The sequence below is a fragment of the Nonomuraea spiralis genome (assembly GCF_014648435.1).
GTDB classification, from domain to species: Bacteria; Actinomycetota; Actinomycetes; order Streptosporangiales; family Streptosporangiaceae; genus Nonomuraea; species Nonomuraea spiralis.
Genome location: NZ_BMRC01000002.1, coordinates 428848 through 445106 on the forward strand (window position 1 = coordinate 428848; position 16259 = coordinate 445106).

Genomic DNA, 16259 nt, shown 5'->3' on the forward strand with positions numbered 1-16259 from the left:
CATAGTTTTGCGGTCATGACTACGACTGTTGAATCGATCGAGGACTCCGCCCCGGCCCCGGCCGGCGTGTTGTCCGCGCGGTACCGGGCGCTCAGCGTCGGCCTGGTCGCGCTCGTGATGCTGGTGGCCTTCGAGGCGATGGCGGTGGCGACCGCGATGCCCGTCGTGGCCCGCGACCTCGGCGGCATGGCCCTGTACAACCTGGCCTTCAGCGCCACCCTCGCGGCCAGCGTGATCGCGACCGTGCTCGGCGGCAGGTGGAGCGACGTGCGGGGGCCGGTGCAGCCGATCGCCGTCGGCGTGGTCGCGTTCGTGGCCGGATTGCTGGTCGCCGGGTTCGCGCCCACGATGGAGGTGCTGGTCACCGGGCGTTTCGTCCAGGGGATCGGCGCCGGTTTGATCCAGGTCTCCCTGTACGTGCTCGTCGCCCGGGTCTTCCCGGGGGCCATGCATCCCAAGGTGTTCGCGCTGTTCTCGGCCGCCTGGGTGGTGCCCTCCATGATCGGCCCGGCCATCGCCGGTTTCGTCGTGGAGAACGTGAGCTGGCGCTGGATCTTCCTCGGCGTCTCCGCCCTGGTCATCCCCGCGGCCCTGTTGTTGTGGCGCGGCACCGCCGGCCGCTCGGCCGAGCAAGGCTCCGCCGACCCCGCCCCCGGCCTCGGCCGCAAGCTCGTCTGGGCCACGCTGACCGCCGTCGCCGCCGCCCTGATCCAGTACGGCAGCGCCCTGAAGGACGGCCTGCCGCTGCTCGTGGCCGGCGTCGTCCTGCTGGTCGTGGCCCTGCCCAAGCTGCTGCTGCCCGGCTCGCTGCGCGCGGCCCGCGGCCTGCCGACCGCCCCCGTGCTGCGCGGCCTGGCCTACGGCTCGCTCATGGCCGCCGAGGTGCTCATCCCGCTCATGCTGATGAACGAGCGCGGCCTGACCCCCACCGGCGCCGGCGTCGTCCTCACGGTCGGCGCGCTCGGCTGGTCCACCGGCTCGTGGATCAAGGGCCGCGGCACGATCAGCAACATGACCGCCATCCGCGGCGGCGCGGCGATGGTCGCCGTCGGCATCGCGCTGGTGTCGCTCGTGCTGATCGACTCGCTGCCCATCGCGGTCGCGTACGTGGCCATGGCCATCTCGGGCCTCGGCATCGGCGCGCTGCACCCCACGGTGTCCGTGCTGGTGCTGGAGATGTCCAAGGAGGGCGAGGAAGGGCAGAACAGCGCGGCCGTGGGCGTCGGCGAGTCGGTGTTCACCGTGGTGGCCGTCGCGGTCAGCGGCGCCCTGTTCACCGCCACGGGCGAGAACTACGCCGTCGGGCTCGGCTTCACCGTCGTGCTCGCCGTCCTGGCCGTCGTGCTGGCCCCGCGTTTTGTGCAGTCCAGCAAGGCAGGCACTATGGAAGGGACCGCGTCATAGTGATGAGAACGTCAAAGTGCTGAGAACGCTGCCAAACGCACCGCCGTGGACGGCCTTCACCTGGCGCGACGACTCTCTCGTCATGACTTAAGGGGGGTTCATGCCGCGAGTGCGGGAGCTGGAGGTCTTCCGGCTGGTCCTGCCGTACGGCGCGAGGTCGGAGAGCCTGCTCGTGAAGCTCACCGACCACGGCGGCATGACCGGCTGGGGCGAGGCCGTCTCACCCGAGCCGAAGGCCTGGTCCCGGCTGGAGGAGTCGCTGGCCGCGCTGCTGATCGGCGTCGACTGGGAACATCCCGACGCCGTGCCGAGCGGAGACCGGGCCGTGGACATGGCCTGCTGGGACCTGTGGACCAGGATGCGGGGAGTGCCGCTCGCGCACGCCATCGGCGGCACCCGCACCTCGGTGATGGCCACCGTGCGCCTGGCGCCCGACCCGTCCGTCGAGAGCCTGGTCGCCCGCGTCAACCAGCAGGTCTGCGCCGGCTACGGGCACGTCACCCTCGACATCAGGCCCGGCTGGGACGTCGAGCCCGTACGCGCGGTGCGGCAGGCGTACCCCGCGCTGACCCTGGCCGTCGACGGCGGCAACGCCTACACCGACCGCGGCCAGCTCGTCGCGCTCGACTCCTACGGCCTGGAGGTCATCGAGCGGCCCTTCCCGCTCGGCGACGTCCACGCCCACGCCGCGCTGCAGGACGAGGTGACCGCCTCGGTCGCCGTCGAGGTGCGCTCGACCGCCGAGCTGGACGACTACCTGACCCTGCGCGCCGCCAAGGTCCTGCTGCTGCGCCCCACCGCGTTCCCGTCGTTGTCGGAGGCCCGGCGGGCGCACGACCGGGCCGCCGCCGCGGGCTGGGACATCCAGTGCGCGGGCGGCCAGGGAGCGGGTCTGGCCAGGGCGGCCACGGTGGCGGTCGCGAGCCTGCCGGGCTGCACGCTGCCGTGCGACGTCACGCAGCCGCCGAAGCAGAACCAGATCGTCACGCCGCTGGTCGGCGCGAACGCGGGCGTCGTCGCCGTCCCGCTCACCCAGCCCGGCCTGGGCCATACGATCGACGAGACGCGCCTGGCCCGCCTGGCCAAGGAATCCTTCCACGCCTGACCGATCTGGGGGATCGATGACCGGACCGACGAGCGGGCGCGACCGCGGCACCGACGCCGCTCCCGCTCCCGACGCCGACCCCAAGGCCGACCCCGACGCCGACGCCAGGCGGCTGGCCGCCCGGTCGCTGGCGGCCGACGACCCGACCGGCTGGTTCGAGCACCTCTACGCCGAGTCGGCGACCGGCGAGGCGATCGTCCCCTGGGACTCGCGTACGCCTCACGTCCTGCTCGTGGAGTGGGCCGCCGGACGCGGCCCCGGCGGCCCCGGCGGCGGCCGGGCGCTCGTGGTGGGCGCCGGATTGGGCGACGACGCCGAGTACGTGGCGGGCCTCGGCTATGACACCGTCGCCTTCGACGTGAGCGAGTCGGCCGTGCGCCTGGCCCGCGAACGTTTCCCCGGCAGCGCCGTCGACTACCGCGCCGCCGACCTGTTCGACCCGCCCGCCGGCTGGCGGCACGCCTTCGACCTGGTCGTGGAGATCATGACCGTCCAGGCCCTCCCCGAGGAACTGCACGCCCGCGCCACCGCGGGCGTCGCCGCGTTCGTACGGCCCGGCGGCACGCTGCTGGTGATCGCGTCGGGCCGCGAGGAGGGCGGGCCCGCGGGCGCCCCGCCGTGGCCGCTGACGGCCGCGGAGATCGCGGCGTTCGCGACCGGCGGGCTGACGGCGGAGACGATCGAGGACCTGCGCGACGACGGACGCCACCGCTGGCGCGCCACCTTCCACCGCCCCCTGTAGTCCCGCCCCCGGGTAGGACCGCGCCCGGTAGGCCCGTCCCCCGTAGGCCCGCGCCCGGTAGGGCCGCGTTCCTACGCCGCCTCGTGCAGGGTCTCCATGGCCAGGCGTTCGCGTGCGGCCAGGTCGTACAGCAGCGATCCCGCCTGGTCGAGGGGCGCCTGCCGGCCCGTCTCCCCGGCCTGGGCGAGCAGGTCGGCCACCTCGCTCCACTTGGGCGCCAGCGCCGTGTACGCCTGGCAGGCCGCCTCCAGGGCCTTGCCCGGCGCGATCGTCCGGGCCTCGCCCAGGAACTCGGCGTAGAGGTTCCGGAAGAACGCGCCCCCGGTGCCGCCCCCCTCCATGAGGTTGGCCGTCCGCGTGAGCTGCTCGGTCGGCCCGCGTTCCAGCCAGGTCGGGATGAGCGCGGCGGCCTGCTCGATGCCTCGGTATCCGACGTTGCGCATGGCCGGGTTGAGGAACCCGGCGGCGGTGGACCGGACGGCGGCCCTGATCGCGGACGGCAGGTCGGCCTCGGCGCACGGCCCGAGCGTGTACGACAGGTTGTGCGCCGTCATCGGCCCGGTCGCCGCGCGGGCCCGTTCGAGCGATTCGAGCGGGACGCGGTTGCGCGTGCCCTGCTGGGCGGTGTCCACGAGGTGGGCGTGGCCCTCGTCGTAGCCGACCATCGCGACGTAGTGGCCGCCGAAGTGGTAGGGGGTCCTGATGTAGTCGAGGTGGTAGCAGTCGAGCCGGATCCCGACGGGGGTGCCCTCGTCGAGGTGGCGGCGGACGTTCGACCAGGCCGTGATGGGGGAGGAGGTCTCCTGCGTGTCCAGCGTGAAGCCGAGCGCGGCGGCCAGCTTCTCGGTGAGCGCGTGCGGCTTGACCCGGCCGCCGACGAGCGGGACGTCCAGCGAGCCGCTGTCCCAGTAGATGAAGCTCAGCCCCTCGCCCAGCCCGAACAACATCGCCTCCGACAGTTCCACGCCCGCGTGCCGCAGCAGGGTGCCGGCGGTGGTCGTCTCGCTGTGGCGCCCTTCGAAGGGCGGGACCAGATCGATGAGCACAAGCCCAGTGTGCCGGACGACCTGCGGAAATGTGATCATTCACGCGCCGGACCGGCCCACCTGCGCGACCGGAAAACCGGTGGAAACCCCCCGAGGTGTTCACGGGATGATGGGCGCATGAACATCCTGGTCGCACCTCCCGCCCGTACGGGCGCCGAACGGCTGCCCGACGGCAGGCTCCTCGGCTGGGCCGAGTGGGGGCCGCCGGACGGGACGCCGGTCCTGCTGTCGCCGGGGGCCGCCACGAGCCGCCGGCTCGGCTTCGGCGCGGCGGCGGCCGACGAGCTCGGTGTGCGGCTGATCTCCCTGGACCGTCCCGGGCTGGGCGCCTCCACTCCCGCGCCGGGCCGTACGTTCGCGGACTTCGCCGCCGACGTACGCGCCTTCGCCGCCGGATTCGGCCGTCCCGCCATGGTCGGCAACTCGCAGGGGGCGCCGTTCGCGCTGGCCTGCGCCGCGGCCGGCGTGGTCGGCGCGCTGGCCCTGGTCTCGGCCGCCGACGAGGTGGCCGACCCGCGCTTCGCCGACGTGCTGCCCGGCGAGCTGCGGCGGCTGACGGAGCTGTCCGAGCACGACCCGGAGGCCGCCGAGAAGATCTTCTCCGGGTTCACCCCGCAGGCGATGTGGGACCTGGTGACGGGCGGCAGCCCCGCCTGCGACCTGGCCGTGTACGAGAGGGCGGATTTCGCCGCCGCGTACCGCGAGGCGCTGCGGGAGGCGTTCGCCCAGGGGCCCGCCGGTTACGCCCGCGACACCGTGCTGGCGATGGGCCGTTGGCGGATCGACCTGGCCGCGGTCAGGGTCCCGGTCGACGTCTGGTACGGCGAGCTCGACGGCGGCCACTCACCCGACCTGGGCGAGGGCCTGACCGCCCGCATCCCGGGAGCCGTGCGGCACGTCGTGCCCGGCATCGGCGGCGCCCTGCTGTGGACGGAGCCCCACCGGATCCTCCGCACCCTCCTGGACCGCCTCGCGGCCTCACCCCAGCGCTGAGCCCTGCGCGAAGGTGATCACCATGTACCGGCCGTTGGAGTAGCTGACCACGGGCCGCCCGAGCAGCTCGCCCACCTTGCGGGCCACCCCCTGGAACACCTCCACCAGCTCCGGGCTGTCGGCGCTCACCCTGAACCGCCCGTTCTCGGCGAGCTGCTGGGCGACCAGGGGGACGAAACCGGCCTCGGCCCGGACTCTCTCCTCGGCGTCGAGCGGGGTGCGCCGGGGGGCGGGGGACGTGCCGAGAGGGTGGGACATCGCGAATCTCCTCCAGATTTGCCGGTCACCCCAGGATGCCACCGGCAACCGGACCCCAGGGCCCTTCCCGCGGACTCAGGCCGCCCCGCACCCCTCGGTGAGCCCCTTCGTCGGCGGCGCGGACGGTTTGGGGGACTTCTTCGGGGACGTGCCCTGCGAGGCGGACGGGGTGGCCGAGGCGGCGACGGCGGACGTCGCGGCGGTCGAGTCGCGGACGGCCTTGGCGGTCAGCTCGCGGATCTTGTCCCAGTCGGGGTAGCCGGTGCGGATCAGCGGCGGCACGAACTGCAGGCTCGTCACCTTCGCGTTCTTGACCGTGAGCGCCAGCGGCACCAGATTCTTCAGCATCGAGCGCGGGATGTCGGTCCTGATCAGCTCCTTGGCCGCCAGCGCGATCCGGTTGAACCGGGCCAGGACGGTCGCCGGGTCCGCCTGACCCAGCAGCGCGCCGAGCACGCAGCGCTGCCGCCGCATCCGGGTGTAGTCGTCGCTGAACGTGCGCGAGCGGGCGTACCACATCGCGTCGGCGCCCTTGAGCTTCCTGGTGCCGGCCTTGACCAGACCCTCGTTGTACTTGCCGAACACGACGTCCTGCTCGACGGTGATCGTGATGCCGCCGATGGCGTCGATGAGACGGGCGAAGCCCCACATGTTGACCAGGGCGTACCAGTCGATGTCCAGGCCGAGGGTGTAGCCGATGGTGTCCATGAGCACCTTCGGGCCCTGGTGCTGGCGGCCGCCGAAGATCTCCGGGTGCGCGTCGGCGTACTCCCAGACGCTGTTGAGCAGGTCGCTGCGGCCGCCGCCGGGGTCGGCCGGCAGGCGGAAGCCGCCGGGGAAACGCTGGGCCATCGGCGTGCCGGGGCGGAAGCGCACGTTCTCCAGGTTGCGGGGCAGGCTGACCAGCACGGTGTTGCCGGACTTCACGTCGATGCTGGCCACGTTCATGCTGTCGGTGCGTACGCCGGTGCGGTTGTCGTCGGCGTCGCCGCCGAGGAGCAGCAGGTTGACCCGTTCGCGCCCGGCCCACGGGTCCTGCGGCGGCTCCTCGCCCTCCCGCGTGGGGGAGTCGGCGGGGTCGGGCCCGGTGAAGATGCCGCTGAGGGTCCTCTGGGAGGTCCACACGTAGTTCGCGACCGCCCCGAACGGCACCACCGCCGCGACGGCGAGCAGCCCGGCGAGCGTGCCGGTGACGATCTGCTCGCGCCGCCGCAGCCGTCCCGGACGCAGCACCATGAACGAGTGCACGATCACCGCGAGCCACACGACCCCGAGGGCGACCGCGCCGACGGTGATCGGGATCAGCCACGAGTCCTGGGTCAGCGAGCCCAGCAGGTTGTCGGTGGTCAGCGCGACGGCCAGGAGCGCCGCCAGCCCCGCGACGTGGGACGACAGCAAGGTCAGGCCGGTCTTGCGCCATCCGGCACGCAGATGGGCGGCCCCGGGCGCCAGCGTCGTGAGTGCCAGCCAGCCGAGGACCGCTGCCGCGCCCACCGGTTTCCTACCCTGTCGCACGCCATCCCCGTTTCCCCGTAGTCCACCGTAACCCGCAGCCACGGACAGCGCGGGCAGCCTACGCATTGGATACGAAATATGTCTTTATCGGAGGATGAACATCAGTAACCGAATAACATTCGGGTCATGGCCTTCTCCGAGATCGAGTACCGCGTGGCCGACCGCGTCGCCACCATCACCCTGTCTCGCCCCGAGCGGCTCAACGCGTTCACGCTGACCATGCGCGCCGAGCTGATCGACGCCTTCGACCTCGCCGACGCCGACGACGACGTGCGCGCGGTGGTGGTCACGGGGGCCGGGCGGGCCTTCTGCGCGGGGGCCGACCTGGGCGGCGGCGGTGGCACGTTCGGCCGTCGGGGGGAGGGCGAGCTGGTGGACGGCGCGCCGCGCGACGGCGGCGGCACGGTCGCGCTCAGGATCGCCGCCTCGCTCAAGCCCGTCATCGCCGCGATCAACGGCCCCGCGGTCGGCGTCGGCGTCACGATGACGCTGCCCATGGACGTCCGGCTGGCCGCGGAGAGCGCCCGGTTCGGGTTCGTGTTCGCCCGGCGCGGGATCGTCCCCGAGGCCGCGTCGAGCTGGTTCCTGCCCAGGGTCGTCGGCATCTCCCGGGCCATGGAGTGGGCCGTGACCGGCCGGGTCTTCCCCGCCGCCGAGGCCCTGGAGGGCCGCCTGGTGTCGCGGGTGCTGCCGGACGAGGAGCTGCTGCCCGCCGCGTACGCGCTGGGCCGCGAGATCGCGGACAACACCTCGGCCGTCTCCGTCGCCGCCGTGCGCAGGCTGATGTGGTCGGGCCTGTCGGCGGCCTCACCCTGGGAGGCGCACGCGGCCGACTCCCGGCTCATGGCCGAGCTCGGCGGCGCGGCCGACACGGTCGAGGGGGTGAACGCGTTCCTGGAGAAGCGGCGGGCCGACTTCCCGATGAAGGTGAGCGAGGACCTGCCGCCCGGCGTCCCATCATGGCCAGACAATCCATATGGTGTCTGATATGTACGACATCACCGTTCTGCCTATGCCGCCCGACTTCGAGGGCGAGGTCGTCGCGACCCTGATCTCCAGGAGGACCGGTTCGCGCAGGGCGGTGCTCTACGTCCACGGATTCACCGACTACTTCTTCCAGGACCACCTGGCCGACTACTACGTCCAGCGCGGCATCGACTTCTACGCCCTCGACCTGCGCAAGTACGGCCGCTCGCTGCTCCCGCACCAGACCAGGGGCCTGATCAGGAGCATCACCGACTACTTCCCCGAGATCGACGAGGCCGTCCGCCTCATCAGGCGCGACCACGACGAGCTGACCGTCAACGCCCACTCCACCGGCGGCCTGATCACCGCGCTGTGGGCCGACCGCGTCCGCGGCCGGGGCCTGATGCAGGGGCTCGTGCTCAACAGCCCGTTCCTCGACCTGAACGTGCCCGCGCCGCTCCGCCTGGCCGCCGACCTGCTCAGGACCCCGCTGTCCTACTCCCGCCGCGCGCTGCCCCTGGGCATCAGCACCGCCTACGGCCAGAGCCTGCACCGCACCGAGCAGGGCGAATGGGACTACGACCTGACGCTCAAGCCGCTGGTCGGGTTCTCCGTGCACGCGATGTGGCTGGCCGCCGTCCGCCGCGCCCAGCGCCGGCTGCACCGGGGGCTCGCGGTGGACGTGCCGGTCCTCGTCCTCGCCTCCTCCACGGGCCTGCGGGTACGCGACTTCGTGCCCGAGGCGCGCTCGGCCGACATCGTGCTCGACCCCGAGCACATCGCCCGCTGGTCCACCGCGATCGGCCCCCACGTCACCTGCGTACGCATCCAGGACGGCGTGCACGACCTGGTGTTGTCCGCCGAGCCCGCGCGCAAGCAGGTCTTCGCCGAGCTCGACCGCTGGATGAACGCCTACCAGGGGAACGCGAACAGGCCGTAGTAGGCCGCCGCCACCAGGAGCAGCCCGGTGCCGCCGAGCACGCCGCCGATCGCGACGTACTGCCACCGGGTGGGCCGCATGCCCTCGCGCAGCGCCGACACGTACGCGGCCACCGCCGTGACCTCCTGGATCAGCATGAGCACGGCCAGCGCGCGGACCACCAGCCAGCCCGCCAGCACGGCCGGCCAGGCGCCCGCCTGGTTCACCGAGAACAACACCAGCAGCGTGATGAACGCCACGACCGAGGCCAGCAGGCCGAGACCCGCCCACGCCATCCTGCGCAGCCTGCGCCTGATCGGCGGCCACAGCCGGGCGTTGGTCTCGACGGGCGGCCGGCCGTGGCCGCGCAGCCGTACGACCATGGCCGCGACCGGGCCGGCCACGTACCCGACGGCGGCCAGGCAGATGGTCAGCCCGAGCATCGTGCCGCCCGCGTACCAGGGGGCCGCCGGCACGTCGCTGGCCTCGAACCGCTGGACCGGCGTGCTGCCCGCCAGATGCGCCGACGGCGTCGCGGTGGCGGGCAGGCCGCTGATCCAGTTGGCCAGGGTCTCCAGGTAGCCGCTGGTGAACGGGCCGCCGTTGACCCGCATCGCGTGGTCGCCCTTGTCCATGAAGCGGATCGTGTACCGGTCGTTGCCCGCCTCGGTGAGCGCGGTGACCAGCGCCTTGGTGGACTCGACGAAGGGGATCGAGGGGTCGGTGGTGCCGTAGAACGCCAGGACCGGCTGCTTGATCCGGCGTAAGGCGGGCATCGCGTCGTAACGCAGGAAGGTGAAGCCGACGCCGCCCATCGCCCTGGTCAGCAGGTCACGGGCGCCGATGGGGGCGTGCAGCCTGAGCAACTGCTCGTTCAGGGCCCAGGCGACCTGCCGGAGCGGCGAGACGTTCGGCGAGGAGACCAGCACCGTGAAGCCCACCGCCGCGCTCTTGGCCGCCGCGATCGGCACCACCCAGCCGCCCTCGCTGACCCCCCACAGCCCGACGCGCGAGGCGTCGACCTCCGGACGGCGGCGCAGGTACTCCACCATGCGCAGGGCGTCGTCGGCGAGCAGCCCGAAGTCGCGTTCGCGGAAGTCGTAGCCGACCGTCCGCTTGTCGAACGCGATCGTCGCCACGCCCGCCCTGGCCAGGAACTCCGCCTGCGGCGTGAACTCCGTCCGCGAGCCGTTGCCCGACCCCGACACGAACACCATCGCCGGGTGCGGCCCGGGCGTGAGCGGCACGCGTAAGGTGCCCTCCAGCCGCTGCCCCTCGGCCGGCAACGAGATCTCCTCCTGCCGTACGGGGGCGGCGGCCACCACCGGGCGCAGCTCGCCGGCCGGTTGCGCGGGAAGGGCCTCGAACGCCGGATCCGCCTTCAGCGGCGGCGGGTCGAACGCGGGCGGCAACACGTAACCGACCGACGCGAGAGCCACCAGCACCAGGCCGGCGGCGACGCTCAAGGTGCCACGGCCAGTGCGCATCGGCCTCCCCATGTGCGTTGGTTTGCCCGCCGATCAGTCAGCCTACTCCCGGCTTCTGTGACAGCAGAGACCGCATTTGTCGGTGGGAGATGTTAGCTTCCTGCGACATGCGGATCCTGCACACCTCCGACTGGCACCTCGGGCGCTCCTTCCATCGGGAGAGCCTGCTCGGGGCGCAGGCCGCGTTCGTCGACCACCTGGTCGAGACCGTGCGCGCCGAGCGCGTCGACGTCGTGGCCGTCTCCGGCGACGTCTACGACCGTGCCCTGCCGCCGGTCGACGCGGTGGCCCTGCTCTCCGACGCGCTCGCCCGCCTGCGCGCCGCCGGGGCGCGGGTGGTGCTGATCAGCGGCAACCACGACTCGGCGCTGCGGCTGGGGTTCGGCTCGGCGCTGTTCGACTCCTCGGGGGTGCACGTCCGCACCGAGCCCGACCAGTCGTGGCAGCCGGTGCTGATCGACGACGTCGCCTTCTACGGCATCCCCTACCTGGAGCCGGAGCTGGTCCGCACCCCCTGGCAGCTCCCCGACCGCGGCCACACCGCCGCGATCTCCCACGCGATGGACCGCGTACGCGCCGACGCCGCGCGCCACCGGGCCGCCGTCGTGCTGGCCCACTGCTTCGTGACCGGCGGCCAGGCCAGCGACAGCGAGCGCGACATCAGCGTGGGCGGGGTGTCCCACGTGCCGCTGCCGGCCTTCGACGGCGTCGACTACGTCGCGCTCGGCCACCTCCATGGGCGGCAGCGCATGTCCGAGACCGTGCGCTACTCCGGCTCCCCCCTCGCCTACTCCTTCTCCGAGACCGGCCACGTCAAGGGCTGCTGGCTGGTCACCCTCGGCTCGGGCGCGGAGTTCGTGCCCGCGCCCGTGCCCCGGCCGGTCGGGCGGCTGCGCGGCGACCTCGACGACCTGCTGACCCTCTCCGGTTTCGCCTCCTACGAGGACCATTGGCTGCAGATCACCCTGACCGACGCCGTCCGTCCCAAGCAGGCGATGGACCGGCTGCGCGCCCGTTTCCCCCACGCCCTCGCCCTCGCCTTCGAGCCGGTGGGCGCCGCGCCCGCCGCCCAGCCCGTCAGGCTCAGCGGGCGGCCCGAGGCGGAGGTCGCCCTCGACTTCGTCCGCGAGGTGCGCGGCGAGCCTGCCGCGCCCGAGGAGGAAGACCTGCTAAGACAGGCGATCGAGGCGTCCAGGGTGAAGGAGACGATGGCGTAGATGCGGCCCCACCGGCTCTCGCTCACGGCCTTCGGGTCCTTCCCCGGCACGGAGACGGTCGACTTCGACGCCCTCACCGAGGCGGGCCTGTTCCTCATCCACGGGCCCACCGGGGCGGGCAAGACCACGATCCTCGACGCGCTCTGCTTCGCCCTCTACGGCGTCGTGCCCGGCCAGCGCAACAGCGCCCGCAGCCTGCGCTGCGACCACGCGCCCGCCGGCACCGGGCCGTCGGTGACGCTGGAGGTCACGATCCGGGGGCGGTTACTACGTGTCCGGCGGTCGCCGTCCTGGCAGCGTCCCAAGCTGCGCGGCGCCGGGTTCACCGAGGAGAAGGCCAAGGTCGTCGTAGAGGAGCGCCGGGGAGCCGCCTGGCAGGGGCTGACCACCCGGCTCGACGAGGCCGGCGACCTGGTGGGCGGGCTGCTGGGGATGAACGCCGAGCAGTTCTGCCAGGTGGTGATGTTGCCGCAGGGGGACTTCGCGAAGTTCCTGCGCGCCGACGGCGACGACCGCGCCCGGTTGCTGGAGCGGCTGTTCACCGTCAAGGTGTTCACGCAGGCCGAGTCGTGGCTGGCCGAGCGGCGGCGGGTGACCGGGCGGGCGGAGCAGGAGCTCGGGCGGGAGGTGGCCTTCGCCGTCGAACGCCTTCAGGAGGCCGCCGGCCCCACCCTCACCCCGCCCCCCGACTCCCTCTCCGACGTGCCCGCGACCCCGGGCGCCGACGGCGGGCAGCCGTCGGCCGAGGACGACCCGCTGGGCCGGGCCGGAGCGCTGCTGGCCGCGGCGCGGGCCGCCGTCGACCGGTGCGGGGAGCGCCACGCCGCCGCGGGCGAGACCCTGCACTTGGCGCGGTCCCGGTTCGAGCGGGCCGCCGCCCTCGCCGAGCGTCAGCGCCGCCACGCCGAGGCGCTCACCCTGCGCCGCACCCTCGACGAACGCGCCGACGAACGCGCCGACCTCCAGGCCCTCATCGACGACGCCACCCGCGCCGACCGCGTGCTCCCGCTGATCACGGCCGCCCGGCAACGCGCGGAGGCCGCCGACAAGGCCCGCGCGATGGCCGCCGACGCCCTGGCCCGCGCCCGCCCCCTGCTCGCCGCCGCTCCCGGCGCCGGTCAGCCGTCGTCCGGGGGCCTGGCGTCGGTGACGGAGCTGGAGAGGCTGGAGCGCGAGCGGCGGGCCGAGCTCGCGCGGCTGTCCGAGCTGCTCACCGAGGAGGCCCGGCTGTCGGTCGTCCGGCGCGACCTGTTGCGGGTGGAGCAGGAGCTGGCCGACCTGATCGGCGCCGACGAGGCAGTCGCCGCCCGGCTCGGCCTCCTGCCGGGCCTGATCGAGCAGGCCGAGGGCAGGCTCGCCGACGCGCGGGTGGCCGCGGCGCGCATCCCGGCGGCCCAGGCCGTACGCGACGCCGCCGCCGATCTCATCGACATCGACCGGGAGCTCGCCGTCCTGGCCGGGGAGCTCGACGTGCTCGCCCAGCGTGAGGCGCAGGTGGCCGCCGCCGAGGCCGAGCTCCCGGCCCGGCTGGCCGAGGCGGGCGCGGCCCTGGCCGGCGTACGCGCCGAGACGGCGGCCGTGCCCGCCGCCGCGGCCCACCTCGACGCCGCCCGCTCCGCGCTGGAGGCGGCCCACCGCCGCGACGCCCTCGCCGCGGAGCTGGAGTCGGCCGCCGCCGCCCACCAGGCCCTGGTCGACCGCGCCCAGGAGACCCGCGAACGCTGGCTCGACCTGCGCCAGGCCAGGATCGACGGCATGGCCGCGGAGCTGGCCCGCGACCTGGCCGACGGGCGGCCGTGCGCGGTCTGCGGCTCCGAACACCACCCCATGCCCGCCTCCCCGGCACCCAGCGCCCCTTCCCCCGACGACGAGCACGCCGCCGAGAGCGCCCACGAATCGGCCGCCGCCGACCGCGAGGCGGCCGAACGCGCCCTGGCCTCGATCGAGTCCCGGCTCGCCGACGCCTCGGCGGCCACCGAGGGGCTCGACGCCGGCACCGCCGCCGACCGCGTGCTGGCCGCAGAGGGGGAGCTCGCCCGCCTGCGGTCGGTCGCCGACCGCGAGCCCGGCCTCGCCGACGCCCTCGACCGTCTCGAAGGCGAACGCGACCACGTCCGGGACCAGGCCAGGGAGCTGGCCGAGACGCTGGCCGCCCACCACGCCCACAGCAGCCGCCTCACCGCCGAACGCGCCCGCCTCCACACCCGCCTCGCCCAGACCCTCACCCCGTCAGAAGCCGGGGCGGAGGCCGGAGACGGGCTGGACGGCGCCGTGGTGCTGGCCGGGGCCGAAGCTGAGCTGCGCCGCCTGGCCGGGGCCGCCGCGCGGGAGCCGGTGCTCGCCGCCGAGCTGGCCGCGCTCGCCCGCGAACGCGCCGACCTGGAGGAACGCGGCCGGCGCGGAGCCGCCCGCCTGGCGGCCGGCCGCACCAGGCACGAGGAGCTGAGCGGCGACGCCGGGCGGCTGAGCGCGCGGCTCGACGCGGCCAGGGGCGGCGACCCGACCCTGACCGCCCGCCTGTCCAGGCTCAACGACGAGGCCGAGCTGCTGCGGGAGGCGCTGGAGGCCACCCGGGCGGCGGTCGCGGCGGCCGTCGAGCTCGACGCCGCCGTCAGGGAGGCCGGGCGGGCGGCGGGCGAGGCGGGGTTCGCCGACGCGCGGGAGGCCGAGGAGGCCTACCGGAGCCCGGCCGAACGGGAGGGCAAGGCGGAGCTGCTGCGCCGGCTGGACGACCAGCACGCCGCCGTCACCGGCCTGCTCGCCGACCCCGAGCTGGTCGCCGCGGCCGCCGAGCCCGCGCCCGACCTGGCGGCGGCCGAGGCGGAGCGGGACAGCGCGGAGGAGACGCACACGCGGCTGGCCAGCGAGCGCGACCGGGCCGTGGCCAGGGCCGGACGCCTGGCCGAGCTGCGCGATGAGCTGGCCGCGCGCATCCAGCGCTGGCGGCCGGCCGCCGAACGCCACCGCCTGGCCGAACGCATGGCGGCGCTGGCCTCCGGCGTCTCCGGCGACAACCAGTGGAACATGAGCCTGACCTCGTTCGTGCTGGGCGAACGGCTCCGGCAGGTCGTCGACGCCGCCAACGAACGCCTCGACCACATGTCATCCGGCCGCTACCTGCTGCGGCACGACCTGCGCAGGACCGCCGGGTCGCGGGCGCGCTCGGGCGGCGGCCTGGGCCTGAAGGTGGCCGACGCCTGGACCGGCGTCGACCGCGACCCGGCGACCCTGTCGGGCGGCGAGAGCTTCATCACCTCGCTCGCGCTCGCCCTGGGCCTGGCCGACGTGGTCACGGCCGAGGCGGGCGGCGCGGAGGTCGGCACGCTGTTCGTGGACGAGGGCTTCGGCACCCTCGACGAGGACACCCTCGACGGCGTGCTCGACATCCTCGACGGGCTGCGCGACGGCGGCCGCGCGGTCGGCATCGTGAGCCACGTGGGCGAGTTGCGTACGCGCATCCCGGTGCAGCTCAAGGTGGGCAAGAGCCGCAGGGGCTCGACGCTGGTCAGCTAGGCGGGGGCGCGGTCGAGGCGCGCACGATCAGCTCGTGCGGGAACAGCCGCCGCTCCGGCCGGGCCGCGGCCCCCGACAGCAGCAGCCGTCCGGCCGCCTCCCCGATCTCCTGCTTGGCCTGCCGGATCGTGGTGAGCCCAGCCTCCTCGGCCGCGCTGTCGGAGAACCCGACGACCGACAACTCGCCCGGCACGTCGATGCCCAGGTCGGCGGCGGCGTCGAGGATGCCGAGGGCGAGCACGTCGGTGTTGGTCAGGATCGCCGTGGGCCGCGGTTCGCGCCGCAGCAGCGCGTGGCCGGCCTTCCTGCCCGCCTCCCGCGAGTTCCTGGCGACCTCGTAGAAGGGCACGTCGTCCCAGTCGAGGCCGGCCTGCTCGCAGGCGGTCTGGTAGCCGCCGCGCCGGGCGCGCATCGCCTCGAACACCGCGTCCTCCTGGCGGTCGCGGTCGGCCCAGCCGGTGTGGCCGTCGTCGTGCAGGCCGACCATCGCCACCGCGACCCGCCGGTGGCCGAGGCCGAGCACGTGCGCGGCGGCGGCGGCCCCGGCGGCGGGCTCGTCGATGCCGACGAACGGGTGGCCCGGCACGTACGGCTCGTCCACCACCACGACGGGCAGCTTCCTGGCCAGCACCTCGGCCAGCGCCGGATGGCCGTCGGGCAGCGAGACCAGGCAGAACGCGTCGACCACCGCGTCACGCACGGTGTCGCTGCGCCGGTCGCCATGGGGGAGGGGCAGGATGAGCAGCCCGACGCCCGCCTCCTCGGCCGCCGTGGCCAGCCCCTGGAAGAACCCGATCGCGTACGGGTCGGCGAAGGCGTAGGCCAGCGTCTCGCTGAACAGCAGCCCGAGCGCGCCGGCCCGGCCGAGCCGGAGCGAGCGCGCCGTCGGGTTGGGCCCCGCGTAGCCGAGCTCGTCGGCCACCTCCAGGATGCGCCGCCGCAGCCCGTCGCTGAGCTGGTCGGGCCGGGAGAAGGCGTACGACACGGTGGCGCGGGACACGCCCAGCCTGTCGGCGATCGTCTGCAGGGTGACCCTTGCCATCGTCCAACCGTATCGAACGGCCTTGCCCGTGCGATCTTAATCGATTAAGGTC

The 16259-nt window shown here is 74.1% G+C and carries 13 protein-coding genes; 8 read left to right on the top strand and 5 right to left on the bottom strand.

Features of this window, described 5'->3' with window-relative positions; all coding sequences use genetic code 11:
- Nucleotides 1-15 precede the first annotated feature (15 nt).
- The 3 genes from IEZ27_RS05930 to IEZ27_RS05940 all read left to right on the top strand — a co-directional run bounded on the left by IEZ27_RS05930 (nucleotide 16) and on the right by IEZ27_RS05940 (nucleotide 3251).
- Nucleotides 16-1404 carry an MFS transporter gene (locus IEZ27_RS05930; protein ID WP_229823404.1) on the top strand — a complete coding sequence of 463 codons (1389 nt, stop codon included), beginning with the start codon at nucleotides 16-18 and terminating at the stop codon, nucleotides 1402-1404.
- 100 nt (nucleotides 1405-1504) lie between these two features.
- Nucleotides 1505-2509, top strand: coding sequence for an enolase C-terminal domain-like protein (locus IEZ27_RS05935; protein ID WP_189646269.1), 1005 nt, complete (start codon nucleotides 1505-1507; stop codon nucleotides 2507-2509).
- A gap of 16 nt (nucleotides 2510-2525) precedes the next feature.
- A complete protein-coding gene (locus tag IEZ27_RS05940; RefSeq protein WP_189646270.1) occupies nucleotides 2526-3251 on the top strand; it encodes a class I SAM-dependent methyltransferase in 726 nt (241 codons plus the stop codon).
- Nucleotides 3252-3322: 71 nt separating this feature from the next.
- Here the strand turns inward: IEZ27_RS05940 and IEZ27_RS05945 are convergent, their stop codons facing one another.
- Nucleotides 3323-4297: a BtrH N-terminal domain-containing protein gene (locus IEZ27_RS05945; RefSeq protein WP_189646271.1), complete on the bottom strand. Its 975-nt coding sequence runs from the start codon at nucleotides 4295-4297 to the stop codon at nucleotides 3323-3325.
- Between the two features lie 117 nt (nucleotides 4298-4414).
- On the opposite strand from IEZ27_RS05945, the gene IEZ27_RS05950 reads away from it, so the two are divergent.
- The gene (locus IEZ27_RS05950; RefSeq protein WP_189646272.1) at nucleotides 4415-5290 is read left to right on the top strand and encodes an alpha/beta fold hydrolase; all 876 of its coding nucleotides are present in this window, start codon (nucleotides 4415-4417) and stop codon (nucleotides 5288-5290) included.
- Here IEZ27_RS05950 and IEZ27_RS05955 read toward each other — a convergent pair.
- Together IEZ27_RS05955 and IEZ27_RS54885 are read right to left on the bottom strand one after the other, a co-directional pair.
- Nucleotides 5276-5548, bottom strand: coding sequence for a hypothetical protein (locus IEZ27_RS05955; protein ID WP_189646273.1), 273 nt, complete (start codon nucleotides 5546-5548; stop codon nucleotides 5276-5278). The two genes, IEZ27_RS05950 and IEZ27_RS05955, sit on opposite strands and share 15 nt — an antisense overlap.
- Nucleotides 5549-5623: 75 nt before the next feature.
- Nucleotides 5624-7042, bottom strand: coding sequence for an LCP family protein (locus IEZ27_RS54885; RefSeq protein ID WP_189646274.1), 1419 nt, complete (start codon nucleotides 7040-7042; stop codon nucleotides 5624-5626).
- Between the two features lie 147 nt (nucleotides 7043-7189).
- Between IEZ27_RS54885 and IEZ27_RS05965 the strand changes: the two genes are divergently transcribed.
- Together IEZ27_RS05965 and IEZ27_RS05970 are read left to right on the top strand one after the other, a co-directional pair.
- Complete coding sequence (locus IEZ27_RS05965) at nucleotides 7190-8050, top strand: enoyl-CoA hydratase-related protein (protein WP_189646275.1); 861 nt, start codon at nucleotides 7190-7192, stop codon at nucleotides 8048-8050.
- A 1-nt stretch (nucleotide 8051) separates the two neighbouring features.
- The gene (locus tag IEZ27_RS05970; protein WP_229823407.1) at nucleotides 8052-8969 is read left to right on the top strand and encodes an alpha/beta hydrolase; all 918 of its coding nucleotides are present in this window, start codon (nucleotides 8052-8054) and stop codon (nucleotides 8967-8969) included.
- Here the strand turns inward: IEZ27_RS05970 and IEZ27_RS05975 are convergent.
- Nucleotides 8942-10435: an alpha/beta hydrolase family protein gene (locus tag IEZ27_RS05975; protein ID WP_189646277.1), complete on the bottom strand. Its 1494-nt coding sequence runs from the start codon at nucleotides 10433-10435 to the stop codon at nucleotides 8942-8944. The two genes, IEZ27_RS05970 and IEZ27_RS05975, sit on opposite strands and share 28 nt — an antisense overlap.
- A gap of 107 nt (nucleotides 10436-10542) precedes the next feature.
- Between IEZ27_RS05975 and IEZ27_RS05980 the strand changes: the two genes are divergently transcribed.
- Together IEZ27_RS05980 and IEZ27_RS05985 are read left to right on the top strand one after the other, a co-directional pair.
- The gene (locus IEZ27_RS05980; protein WP_189646278.1) at nucleotides 10543-11652 is read left to right on the top strand and encodes an exonuclease SbcCD subunit D; all 1110 of its coding nucleotides are present in this window, start codon (nucleotides 10543-10545) and stop codon (nucleotides 11650-11652) included.
- The gene (locus IEZ27_RS05985; RefSeq protein WP_189646279.1) at nucleotides 11653-15165 is read left to right on the top strand and encodes an AAA family ATPase; all 3513 of its coding nucleotides are present in this window, start codon (nucleotides 11653-11655) and stop codon (nucleotides 15163-15165) included.
- On the opposite strand, the gene IEZ27_RS05990 is transcribed toward IEZ27_RS05985, so the two are convergent.
- Nucleotides 15158-16207 (bottom strand): LacI family DNA-binding transcriptional regulator, encoded by a 1050-nt coding sequence (locus IEZ27_RS05990; RefSeq protein WP_189646280.1) that lies wholly within the window; start codon nucleotides 16205-16207, stop codon nucleotides 15158-15160. The genes IEZ27_RS05985 and IEZ27_RS05990 overlap by 8 nt on opposite strands.
- Between the last annotated feature and the right edge of the window lie 52 nt (nucleotides 16208-16259).